Here is a 12,689-nt window from a genome sequence, read left to right on the forward strand (position 1 = left end):
TATTGCAATCATAATTCAATATTTACCTTTACCTATCTTGGAGAACCTGAACTCCAGGTAATGGCTTGCCTTCCAAATATTTTAAAGAAGCTCCGCCACCTGTAGATATATGGGTAATTTTATCTTCTAGGCCTGCTTTATTAATAGCTGAAACTGAATCTCCGCCTCCAACTATAGTTGTTCCCGAACTATTACCCATGGCTTTTGCAATTTCAACTGTTCCATGATCAAAGGGTTCTGTTTCAAAAACTCCCATGGGACCATTCATGATGACAGTCTTTCCATTCTTTATAACCTTAGAATATTCATTGATAGTTTCTTCTCCGATGTCTAGAGCCATCATATTTTCAGGAATCTCTTCTACTTTAACAGTTTTATTTGCAACTTTTTCCTCAAGTTTCTCGGCAACTACTACATCTTTTGGTAACATTAATTCTACACCTAAGTTGTCTGCTTTTTTCAATAGTTCTTTAGCTTTATCAATGGCATCCTCTTCAACCAATGATTTTCCCAATTGATAACCTTTGGCTAGTAAAAATGTATTGGCCATGCCCCCTCCTATCACTACTTTATTAGCAGTTTCTATGAGCCTGTCAATCACACCGATTTTATCACTAATCTTAGCTCCGCCAATTACAGCTACAAAGGGTCTTTCAGGATTATCAACACTTTCCCCTAAAAATTTAAGTTCTTGAGCCATTAATAAACCGGCCACACATTCGCCAGAGATTTTTTGGGTAATACCATGAGTAGAGGCATGAGCTCTATGAGCCGCACCAAAGGCATCATTCACATAAATATCAACCAATGAAGCTAAAGCATTCGCAAATTCCTCATCATTTTCTTCTTCCCCTGGATGAAAACGCAGGTTCTCTAATAAAAGTACCTCACCATCTTCAAGGGAATTAACAGCGGCTTCAGCTTGACTAGGATCGTTTTCAGAACTCTTTTTGACTGATGTTTTTAATAGTTCTTCTAACTTTTCTTTAACTGGGACCATCCGAAACTCATCTTTTACTTGTCCCTTAGGTCGGCCTAAATGTGAAGCTAGTATGACCCGTGCCCCTTGTTCTCTCAAGTAATTAATTGTTGGAAGTGACTTTTGTACCCTTGTTTCATCAGTTATCTTCCCGTTATCTAAAGGAACATTAAAATCAACCCTAACAAATACTCGTTTACCTGTAACATCCACGTCTTTAACAGTTTTTTTCATTATAATTCCTCCTTACTCTGATTATCTAAATACTTTAACAACTCAGGTCTAAGTATTCATTATAGCTTGAATTTTTTCAGCCGCACCCTCGTCTGTAACTAAAATATCACAGAGTCCAGTTTCCAACATGGCTAAAATCGCTACTGCCTTTTTATTGCCTCCCGAAACGGCCATTACATTATCAATATTTTCTAAATCATATAAACTTATTCCTACAGTATTTACTTTTTCGACTAATCTGCCATATCTGTCAAGATAAAAGCCAAAAGCTTCACCAACTACCCCCTGATTTAGGAGGCGTTCAATCCTTTCACGAGATAATCCCCTTCTTTCGGCCATTTCCTCAGCTACTCCAATCCCATGTACAAGTATGTCTGCATTTTTGATTTTAGTTACGATTTCTTTGATTTTTGGTTCCTTTAATAGCATATCCAAGGAATCTTTTCCTACTTCGTCAGGAACGTGGAGCATGCGGTAATTACCATTAAATTTATCTGCAAGTTTAGCCGCCACTGTGTTTGCCTGAATTTCTACTCGTTCACCCAAGCCGCCACGAGCTGGTAAAATAGTAATATCTTGACTTTTAGATTTTTGAGGTGCCATTTTAGCCAGTTCAGCTAGAGTAGTGCCTCCAGCTACGGAAACTACATCGCCGGATGATAATAGTTTCCAAAGAGTCTTGGCAGCTACGGCTCCCATCTCTTGTTTGACAGTCTCGTCTTTGTTAGCATCTCCCGGTACTATAATAACCTGCTGTAAGCCCAGTAATTTTTGCAAGTTTTTTTCCATTTCAACTATTCCCGAAAGATTTTTAACAAATTCCCTACTATCTTGTAAAACAGAATTTCCTAGATCTGTTAAAATCATTCCGTAATTCTCTACACTAACTAATTGTTTTTCTTTTAAAATTTTAATTTCATTTCTTAATTCACGTTCCTTTATATTCATGTGTTCAGACAGAATTCTTCGACCGACAGGTTGATAATAAGATATATTAGCAAGAATTTTATACCTTTTTTCTGCAACTTCAGTTAGCTCTGGTGTGAGTTTGAGAAGTAAGTCCCACTCTTTTTCCATGTTAACAACTCCTTTGCAGAGTAGCCGTCAATGGTCGTTTTTTGTCCCGTGGGGTCATATATGACCTGTATCGGGTAAAAAAAATTTCTTTTCCCTCTTTTTCCTTCCATTACAATAATATAATAATTTAACAAAAACTTCAATAGGATTAGTTTTAAACAAAAATAAATAATCTACCGGGACAAATAAACTAAGGATTAATTTATTTTAACCCGGTAGATGAAATATTCAGTCAATTAATACCTTTTCCTCTTTGAAGAAGAAGGTAAATTAAGTTCTTTTCTATATTTTGCTACAGTTCTTCTTGATATATTTATAGATGATTCCTGTAAAATTTCAGCAATTTTTTGATCACTAAGAGGTTTTTTCTTATCCTCTTCTTCAACTAACTCTTTGATCTTTTGTTTAATACTAGTAGAAGAGTTATAATCATCTTGATTATTATCTAGTTTACTGGAAAAGAAAAATCTTAGTGGATATACTCCCTGGGGAGTTTGCACATATTTATTTGCTGTGGCTCTACTTACGGTAGATTCATGCACATCTATTTCGTCAGCTACTTCTTTTAGAGTTAATGGTTTGAGATATCTCACTCCATTATCTAAGAAAGGCCTCTGCATTTCTACAAGTTTTTGCATAATATTATAAAGAGTGATTCGCCTTTGCTCTATACTTTTAATTAACCACATAGCCGAGTCTAACCTGGAATTAAGAAATTTAGCTACTCCCGAACCCTTTTCTGTTTTTAATAATTGTCTATATTTTGAATTAATTTTAAGACGAGGACTCATGGAATCATTTAAAATAATTTCATATTCATCTTCAACTCTTTTAATAACAATATCAGGTGTTATATAAGAGGGAAGGCCTTCTTCAGAGAAAGGACTTGCAGGCTTAGGAGTTAAAGACCTGATATAATCAACTATCTCTTGCACCTCTTTAATAGGTAATTTTAACTCTTTTGCAATTTTGTCAAGGCGATTTTCCGCGATTTCCGATAGAAAGTTTTCAATTAGTTCATAAGCAGAATCGGGGCTATGAGAATCAGTTTCCACTTGTAACAGCAAGCATTCTTTAAGGCTCCTTGCTCCTACACCAGGAGGATCAAGGCTTTGCACCAATTCTAAGGCCTTTTCTAACTCCTTTTCTTCCACATCTAAAAATTCTGCAATTTCTTGTAAAGTCCCATTTAAATATCCATTGGCATCCAAATTTCCTATCAAAAATTCAGCCAGTGGTTTAATGTGTTCTTCTTGATCTGAGTAAAGAGACAATTGGAAGTAAAGATGTTCTGTTAAGCTTATTGTAGAAGGGGTGAAGGTTTCGAAACCATCCTTACCCTCGTCATAATTCTCTTTAGGCAAGTTATTATATTTACCTACATCACTGGAATCTTCAAAATATTTTTGCCAATCAATATCAAAGCGGTCTTCACTTTGTGCTGACTCCTGACTGTTCTCTAATTTTTCCACACTGTCTTCTTTTCCGTTATCATCCCCACTTTCACTTTCTTCAGTTGAGGAAATTTCCAACATGGGGTTTTCAACCAATTCTTTTTCAATATAATTATCTAATTCTATACTGGACAACTGCAAAAGTTTGATAGCTTTTCTAAGTTCCGGGGTAATAACCAACTGTTGCTTTTGCTCCAGATTCAAATCAAAGCCTAATTTCATCTACTATAACACCCCTTTGCTTAGTTTCCTGTATTATCTATATTCTACATTAAAGCTTAAAATCCTCTTGCAAATTTCATTCCAAATTAACTATTTTATTGTAAATATCCATTATTTTCATCGTAATATCCAGTTTGATGCAACTGTTCAGCAATTTTTTCTAGTTTCCGTAGGCGATGATTAACCCCGGATTTGCCCACTGGAGGTTCTAAAAGCTCTCCTAATTCTTTTAAATTAGCTTCTGGGTATTCAACTCTTTTAATTGCCACTTCTTGTAGAGATTTGGGAAGTTGTGTCAATCCAAGATTTTCATCTATTGTTTGTATATTTTTTATATGCCTTAAAGAGGCTACAACAGTTTTTTGAAGATTTGCTGTTTCACAGTTCACCAAACGATTTATCTTATTTCTCATACCTTTCATAACCCTCACGTTTTCGTAATCAAGGAGGGTTTTGTGAGCTCCAATAATATTCAGAAACTCACATATCTGCTCACTATCCTTTAAATAACTCACGTACTCCTTTTTTCTTGCAAGTTTACCTGGGGATAGCTCAAAATACTGCATTACTTTAATGAGATCATCCAAATACTCTTCGTAATCAGCAGTCATCTCCATATGATAACTGGCATCGGGGTTCGCAATAGAACCCCGTGCCATAAAAGCTCCTCTTAAATAAGCCCTCTTACAGCATCTATTAGCTACTAGTTCTGGAGTTATTCCGGTATTTAAATCAAAACTTCCCTTGGTAATTTCCAAATTAGATAGGACAAGGCTGACTGTATTCTTTCCAGTTAATATAAGTGAGTAACTATTACCTTTCTGCAAACGCATTTTTTTTCTCATTAATATCTGCATTTCTTTTTTAAATCTACTCTTGAAAACTCGGAATATACGCCTAGCAATAGCTGGATTTTCTGTTGTTAAATGAAGGGTAACGTCTCCTTTTATTGTTAAAGAACCATTCATATGAATAAAAGCAGCTAGTTCAGCTCTTTCGCAGCATTCTCTATTAATTTCAATTCTTGAAAGTTCATTTTTGCATGATTTAGCAAAGGACATTTTTATCACCTAACTGTGTTTAATTTATTTTACAGGAGCAAATCTGGCAGTAAAATGCCTTAAGATCTCAGGTTCATAAGTAAATTTATAGCCACCAATTTCATCTCGCTTATCATGAATTATTTTAGCAGCCTCTGCCACAACATCCATATGTCGATAAGTATATACTCTTCTGGGTATAGTTAAACGAACCAGTTCTAATTCGGGATAATCATGGTCTCCGGTTTCAGGATCTCTTCCACTTAAGACAGTTCCTATTTCAACACCTCTAATACCGCCCTCTTCGTAAAGTGCTACTGTTAAAGCTTGACCAGGAAATTGGTCTTTTGGAATATTTGGTAAGAAACGACCAGCATCTAGATATACAGCGTGTCCACCAACGGGTTCCAATATAGGTACTTTCTTTTCCTTCAACTTTTCACCTAAATAATTAACCTGGTTTATTCTGTATTGTAAATATTCTTCTTCCACAACTTCAAGTAATCCACGGGCCATGGCTTCCATATCTCTGCCAGCCATACCCCCGTAAGTAGGGAACCCTTCATATAGTACTCCTAAAACTTTTGCTTTATCAAGTAGTTTCTCATCTTCCATTGCTAAAAAACCACCAATATTAACTAAAGCATCTTTTTTGGAACTCATGGTGCAACCATCTGCATAAGAGAACATCTCCCGGGTTATCTCTGGAATGGATTTATCGGCATAGCCTGGCTCTCTTAGTTTAATAAAATAAGCATTTTCTGCGAAGCGACAAGCATCTAAATAGAAAGGTTTATTATATTTCTTACAAATTTCTGACACTTCTTTGATATTTTCCATAGAAACGGGTTGACCACCACCGCTATTACACGTTACTGTCAATAATACAATGGGAACGTTATCACTGTGCTCTTTTAAGAAATTATCTAGTTTATCAATATCCATATTTCCTTTAAATGGCACATTTTTCTTGGCATCATAAGCTTCATCTATAACTAAATTGACAGGTCGCCCACGTTTATCTTGAACATGTGCCTTTGTGGTATCAAAATGCATATTATTAGGTACATAATTTCCTTCTTCCACGTATAATTGAAAAAGTACATTTTCTGCGGCTCTCCCTTGATGTGTAGGTAAAAAGTAGTCATAACCCATCACTTCTTTGATGGCATCCTTGAGATTATAGAAGTTTTTACTACCAGCATATGCCTCATCTCCTAACATCATACCAGCCCATTGATTATCACTCATGGCACTTGTTCCACTATCTGTTAATAAATCGATATAAACATCCTTAGATTCCAAATTAAAAACATTATAACCCGCTTCTTTAATTTTTCTCTGGCGTTCTTCCTTGGTAGTTGTCTTAATCGGCTCAACCATTTTAATCCTAAACGGTTCAGCCGCCATCATTTCATCAATAATATTACCCATCTTTAATCCCTCCTGGCAAATAATTTTTTTCGAATCACTTCTTTTTTCTTATTGATCACTTCTTTAATAATGACTTCCCCAAGTAATTCCGAATCATGCCTGATAAGGGAGTTTCGCCCATTAAAGTTTTTTATAATTGTATCTACCTTCATATTGGTAAGATTTTCAATGTCAGGTTGTACGGGTTCCTGTAGTTCTTCCTTATATTTTGCTAGGGTTTGGGAATCTACATCTAATTCACCATTAATTAAGACAGTATCAACTAAATTATATTCTGTGTGTTGTATAATCGACCTCAAATGATCAGATGCCCGATAATTATCAGTTTCCCCTGGTTGGGTCATTATATTGGATACATAGATTTTCACAGCTTGGGAATTTTTAATTGCCTCTGGGATTCCTGGAACCAATAAGTTAGGTATAACACTTGTATAAAGACTCCCAGGACCAAGTATTATAGCATCAGCTTCTTCGAGAGCCGTAATCACTTCAGAAAGGGGAGATACATCTTGTTCATCAAGATATACTTGTTCGATCTGTTTGCTCTGATTTGATATGCTGCTTTCTCCCACTACTGTAGTTCCATCAGTACATCTAGCTTTTAATGTCAAAGACTGATCAGTAACTGGTAATACATTACCTTTAACGGCTAAGACGCGACTGACAGACGCCAAGGCATCTTTGAAACCTTTCTTGTCATTTAAGGCGGCTATAATTAAGTTCCCTACATTATGCCCTTCCAAGTCTCCCTCTGTTTTAAATCTGTAATTAAAGATTTCTTCCATGAGTGGTTCAGTATCGGCTAGAGCTAACAAGCAATTCCTGACATCACCGGGGGGAACCATTCCAAATTCCCCTCTAAGCTTTCCAGAGCTTCCGCCGTCATCAGAAACTGTAACAACAGCAGTTATATTTTGTGTGTAAGGTTTCAACCCCCTTAATAAATTAGGTAAACCTGTACCACCTCCTAAGGCCACAATTTTTGGGCCCATTTTTTGTTGTCTCCTTCTGTTTAACAGTTTAACTAACTTTTCTTCCTCTTGTGGTACTGCAGCTGTCATAACAGAATGCATAGTTTTCTTAAAACCGTACCAGCAAGTAAAGCCTCCAATTATCAAAAAAATAATCCCATTATATCGTGAGTAAGCACCTAATATTTCACCTAGAGTCACAAAGCTTTGTTTACCCAGTAAGGCAACTTTAGACGGTCCCAGTAAAACTACAATCCCAAAAAAACTTAATAAAGCTCCCAGTAGTACAACTAAGATCCACCTTTTAACCTTTAGACCGGGATAGAACCACCTCAATACATCCACTAGCAGTCCTCCTCATCACACCCTATCATTTATCCAAATCCCTGTGTTGAAGGGCAATTTGGTAACCAGTTTTAAGCAATTTGTCTTTTAACCAATTACTAATCACTACGGAACGATGTCTACCTCCAGTACATCCTACTGCGATTATCAACTGGGTTCTTCCTTCTTTGAGATATTTGGGAAGCAAGAATTGTATCATGTCTTCCATTTTGTCTAAAAATTGCTTGGTAGCATCAAAATGCAACACATATTGCTCTACAGAATCATCATTGCCACTGAGTGGCCTTAATTCATCAACATAATAAGGGTTGGGCAGAAATCGGACATCAAAAACCAAGTCAGCGTCTAGAGGTAAGCCATGTTTGTAGCCAAAACTAATTATACTTACAAATAAATTACTTTCATATTCTCCTTCTGGCGTGTACTGTCTTCGAATTTTATCTTTTAATTGCCTTGGTGACATATTACTTGTATTAATAATCAAATGAGACTGAGTTCTAATTACTTCCAGCTCTTTACGCTCTTCCTCAATAGCTTTCTTAATACTATTATATTGATTCCAAAGTGGATGTTTCCTCCTAGTTTCTTTGAATCTGTTAATCAGTTCCGTTGTATCGGCTTCTAGAAATAAAATTTCATATTCAATACCTAACTCATTTAATTGATAAAGGGCTGATTGAAGGGATTCAAAAAATTGACCGCCCCTGATATCTGAGACTAGGGCGATTTTATTTATACGTCCTTCCGACTGTCGAATCAACTCGGCAAATTTAGCAATAAAAGTTGGTGGCAGGTTGTCCACACAAAAATAACCCAGATCTTCAAAGCTCTGGATAACTATGGATTTACCTGCTCCCGACATACCGGTAATTATCACAAATCGAACTTCATGAAATCGATTTTCATTTCTCATAATTTTACTCCTTCCTTGATACATAATTCTTCATCACAAGGTTTTTATCCTGCTCGGATGAAATATTAACAACCCGTTCTTTCCCAAGCCCCAATTCCTGACATAAATTAGCTCCAGCCGTCAATTCTCCCACTCTATTTGGTACATGAGCATCACTATTTAATATAAATTTTACATGTGGCGAGGCTTTAGAAGCTTCCCATACATAACTCTTTATTTTATCTAAATGAGCACAGTTAATTTCCAGATAAACACCCTTTTCACCACAATACTTGGCTAAAATGTCTGTATCTATATCTAAATGAATTCCTGGATGAGTAATCATAAAAATCGGATAATTATCCAATGCTCTACACAACATGTCAGTATTTTTCTTTCTGATATCCTTGCGATAATTATGTAAAAAAGACCAATTATCAGAAATTCCCCCTAATCTACTCAGCTTGTTGAACCAGTTCCGTACTATTATTCCGTTAAAATCTTTAATAGTTTTAGGACGTATCATTAAATGTAAACCTACGCTGAGATAATCAAGATAAGATAACATTTTATCATTAATATCCAGTGTGCCATCTTCAGCTATTACATTGGCTTCTAGTCCAAGATATATGGAAATATCGTTAAAAACTTTATTCAAACCATTAATTTCTCTTTTCATATAATACAAATCATTCTCGCCATCAATCCCGAATCCCAGGCTGGCCGGCCCATGATCATTGATACCTAATTCCTTTAATCCTTTTTCCCTGGCCGCTAATACATTCTCTTTAATAGTACCTTTCCCGTGACTATATTTTGTATGAATATGATAATCAGATAGAATATTAACCATGTCCTCCTTTTTCTTTATCCATAATTCGTGCTAATGATTCTTTTTGCAGTTCTTCAACAATATATAGAGAAGCTTGAGAAGCTTGAGCTAATTTTTTTAGAAATTTTACATTAGGTTCTAAACCAATGCAAACGAATTTTATGGAAGTTTGAGATAATTTTTGAGCGGCTTTCAGTGTTTCTTTAAAAGGATCTTCTCCACCATCTGAAATAGTTGGTAATCCATCAGTAATTAAGACTAAGAAGGTATTTTTTTGCTGACCGACTTCTGATTCTAGGTATTTCCTTGCCATTTCAATTCCTTTGGACATGGGTGTTAGACCAAAGGCTTTAATTTTGTTTAATCCAGATCTCAATTTATCCCAATTTCTTGTAAAAGGTATTTCCACATTAACATTGTCTTCACGAAAAGTAAGAATTGCAATTTTATCTCGGCCTTTTAATAACACATGTTCAGCAAAAAATTTAACCTCCTGCATGCGGCGCCCGCCCATGCTACCACTGGCATCAACTAAAAAACATACATTCATAGATGTTTGTTTTTTCTTATTCCTAACCCTAATGTCCTGGGGGTTTAGGGTTAAACCTGATTTTTGTTTAAAATCCTGTTTATTTTGCTCAGTCTGTTTATTTTGCTCAGTTAGGACGGCCTTATTACTCTCCTCGACTTTATTTTGAAGATAAGTTTCCCGATATAATCTTTTAGCACCAGCTGTAATAGTTTCCGGTAAAGCGATTTCTTCAACATAATCACCGAAATCTGGCTTTTTAACACCTCTTTCTTTAAAAGGGCTTTTTCGTTGTCCACTATCTTGTCGAGTCATTATTTTTTTAATGGAATGATTTGTCTTCTTAGGCATAGTTCTAACCATATTACGCAGTCTAGCATCAATTTCTGGCAAGTGCCTTTTCATTAACTCAGCCAGTTCTTGCCCATAAGGTGTCAGATATAATTTGTCTTTTGTTTCTTTTACTATGCGATTTTTTTTTAAATAAGTAAGTAATTTTCTCCTAGAAGCTGAATTTAAGAAATTCTGCTTTGAAGCTCCCTTTGCTAATTCTTCCATTGTTTGTTGAGCTTGGGAAGCCTTCCCTTCAGATTCTGCTATTTGTTGAACATCATTCAATTTATCTGAACTCAGTGAAGAAGCTTCCCTATTAGAATCGGAGCGTTCTTTTAATTTACTATCTGTGCTGCTGGTATAATCCTCAAGTGACGAATCTTCACCTTCCTGGGTTTGGGAATTTTTAGCTAAAGGCATAATTTTCATATTGTAAATTTTACGCAATTCCATTCCTTGTTCCAAGATTCCCTCTTCTAAATACCAAATTAAAGGAACAAGAACTTGATAATTTTGAGGTAATAAATATAAAGCTAAATGAACATGGTTTTGATGAGCAATCTTCAGGGTTTCCTTTTTTCCGAATTCTAAAGAACCCGTTAGTCTTCCTCCTCCTGTCCCTGTTTGAATATCAATAAAATCCATAAAGTCATGGGGTAAGGAGTAATCTTGAATTATATTTTCTAACCTAGCCAATAAATAGTTGGATAGTTCCTTATGATCAACCTTCCCAACCTGATGAAAGCAATCAATATGAATAATTTCATTGGGATTAGAACGAGTATAAAAAACTTGTCCCGCATCTTGGGCTTGAGCTACAATTGCGCCTGGTTTCTTGGGGCTTACTGCATGCACTCTGGTACTGATGGCTGTTGCATCACCTAAGATAAGCCCTTGCTGCTTTGTGAGAACATATTCAGTTTTTTCTTTGACTTCAGTAAGGTCTCTCATTTTTCTCGCTTCCCTTCTTTAATTAGTTCTTTACTATCTTTATCCTCCTGGGCAAGTTCCATCAAACTTTTGCCCCTATCACCTGTAGTTTTCACTTTTTCTTTTGTCGGCTTTTGTAATGATCTTTTAATACGGCTTACAAGATTTGAAATAAATTGTTGTGACCTCATAGTGGATTTTTTATTAAAGTCTTGCTTACTATGGCTCTGATCATGATTATCATAATTACTATTTGACACTTGGGGCTGTTCTTTTCTATATTTGTAGTTTTCTAGTTCTTGAATGATACTTTTTTTAGTTTCATCACTAACTCTATGCTTTAAAGTGTGTTCTGCAATTTGTAAAATATCATCTATATCTACGCTGTCGGCATAGGCACCAGTATTTAGTAAACCAGCTTGACTTGAATTATTATCATAATTTATTTCTTTGTTCATTAATGCGTGAAATATAGCACCAAATCTGATAGCTTTGATGGCACGCATACTTTCTATACTGTAATCAATATAAATCTTAGCTAATAACTCACTTAATTCTTGGGGGAAATCTACCAGTCCCTCTGTTTCAGATTCACTTTCTTTAGTACGACAGTGACTGAAGTTTTTCAAAATACGATTTAAATCATCTTCAACTGTCTTAGGATTGCTCTGCCCAGCTAGTATCTTTTGAACAACCTTTGGTTCTGCTGGCCTGAACACATTCGTTGAAAAATCGAACCTATCAGACAATTGCTTTCTGATATTTTGTAATGATCCAGGGTCTTCATCGGGATTAGAAGCAGCCCAAACACCTAAATTAACCTGTAATTCAACTTTTGTTAATCCAGTTTCTTCTATTTGAACTTTTCCTGGTTTAGTACCCATCACATCTAATAAGACATCGGTTAACTCAGGTGAAGTATCAGCCAAACGGTTAATTTCATCAATAAAAATAATACCTCTATGTGCTCGCGGAATTACACCAGGTAATATCCCTGCCAAAGGCTGATTTTGGTCTGTTATTTTTTTGAGATCAATACTCCCTAAGACAGTGCCTAATTTGGCACCATGTGAAATTTCCATAAAAGGCATTTGAATCCATTCAGTCTCAAGTTTTGCAACTTCTTCTCGATTCAAATCTTTGTGCTGGGGACAATGAGGTTTTAAAGGATGGCAGTTATATACACAGTCTTTAATTCGAATGATTTTCGGAAGGTTTTTCCCTACCCCTCTAAATAAAGTAGTTTTTCCAGTACCTCTAACCCCTTCAGCATGAATATGATGTGGAATACCTAGATAAGTTGATATTGTTGAAACTTTTAGCAATTTATACAAATCCTGATTCCCATCATGTATGACTTGACCTTGGGCATATTTCACGGTATCACCCCACTGAATTAATAAAAGATTATTTTAAT

Annotated in this window: 10 protein-coding genes; all 10 read right to left on the reverse strand. The window is 35.7% G+C overall.

Going from position 1 to position 12,689, the window contains the following annotated elements:
- Window positions 1-28: 28 nt before the first annotated feature.
- The gene (locus tag NTHER_RS16275; RefSeq protein WP_041367101.1) at window positions 29-1,216 is read right to left on the reverse strand and encodes a phosphoglycerate kinase; all 1,188 of its coding nucleotides are present in this window, start codon (window positions 1,214-1,216) and stop codon (window positions 29-31) included.
- A 45-nt stretch (window positions 1,217-1,261) separates the two neighbouring features.
- The gene (locus NTHER_RS10275; protein ID WP_012448443.1) at window positions 1,262-2,290 is read right to left on the reverse strand and encodes a sugar-binding transcriptional regulator; all 1,029 of its coding nucleotides are present in this window, start codon (window positions 2,288-2,290) and stop codon (window positions 1,262-1,264) included.
- Between the two features lie 236 nt (window positions 2,291-2,526).
- Window positions 2,527-3,966: an RNA polymerase factor sigma-54 gene (rpoN, locus tag NTHER_RS10280; protein ID WP_012448444.1), complete on the reverse strand. Its 1,440-nt coding sequence runs from the start codon at window positions 3,964-3,966 to the stop codon at window positions 2,527-2,529.
- A gap of 95 nt (window positions 3,967-4,061) precedes the next feature.
- Window positions 4,062-5,027 carry a DNA-binding protein WhiA gene (gene whiA / locus NTHER_RS10285; protein WP_012448445.1) on the reverse strand — a complete coding sequence of 322 codons (966 nt, stop codon included), beginning with the start codon at window positions 5,025-5,027 and terminating at the stop codon, window positions 4,062-4,064.
- Window positions 5,028-5,051: 24 nt separating this feature from the next.
- Window positions 5,052-6,440 carry a tryptophanase gene (locus tag NTHER_RS10290; protein ID WP_012448446.1) on the reverse strand — a complete coding sequence of 463 codons (1,389 nt, stop codon included), beginning with the start codon at window positions 6,438-6,440 and terminating at the stop codon, window positions 5,052-5,054.
- A 2-nt stretch (window positions 6,441-6,442) separates the two neighbouring features.
- Window positions 6,443-7,756 carry a uridine diphosphate-N-acetylglucosamine-binding protein YvcK gene (yvcK, locus tag NTHER_RS10295; protein ID WP_012448447.1) on the reverse strand — a complete coding sequence of 438 codons (1,314 nt, stop codon included), beginning with the start codon at window positions 7,754-7,756 and terminating at the stop codon, window positions 6,443-6,445.
- Window positions 7,757-7,781: 25 nt separating this feature from the next.
- On the reverse strand, window positions 7,782-8,669 hold the full coding sequence (gene rapZ, locus NTHER_RS10300) for an RNase adapter RapZ (RefSeq protein ID WP_012448448.1): 888 nt from the start codon (window positions 8,667-8,669) through the stop codon (window positions 7,782-7,784).
- Window positions 8,670-8,673: 4 nt separating this feature from the next.
- A complete protein-coding gene (locus tag NTHER_RS10305; RefSeq protein WP_012448449.1) occupies window positions 8,674-9,501 on the reverse strand; it encodes a PHP domain-containing protein in 828 nt (275 codons plus the stop codon).
- Window positions 9,494-11,293 carry a vWA domain-containing protein gene (locus NTHER_RS15280; protein ID WP_012448450.1) on the reverse strand — a complete coding sequence of 600 codons (1,800 nt, stop codon included), beginning with the start codon at window positions 11,291-11,293 and terminating at the stop codon, window positions 9,494-9,496. Before NTHER_RS15280 ends, NTHER_RS10305 begins: the two co-directional genes overlap by 8 nt.
- Window positions 11,290-12,651 carry a magnesium chelatase ATPase subunit I gene (locus NTHER_RS10315; RefSeq protein WP_012448451.1) on the reverse strand — a complete coding sequence of 454 codons (1,362 nt, stop codon included), beginning with the start codon at window positions 12,649-12,651 and terminating at the stop codon, window positions 11,290-11,292. The genes NTHER_RS15280 and NTHER_RS10315 overlap by 4 nt, the downstream gene beginning before the upstream one ends.
- Window positions 12,652-12,689 lie beyond the last annotated feature (38 nt).

Origin of the sequence: Natranaerobius thermophilus JW/NM-WN-LF, from assembly GCF_000020005.1 — a bacterium.
Taxonomy (GTDB): Bacteria; Bacillota; Natranaerobiia; order Natranaerobiales; family Natranaerobiaceae; genus Natranaerobius; species Natranaerobius thermophilus.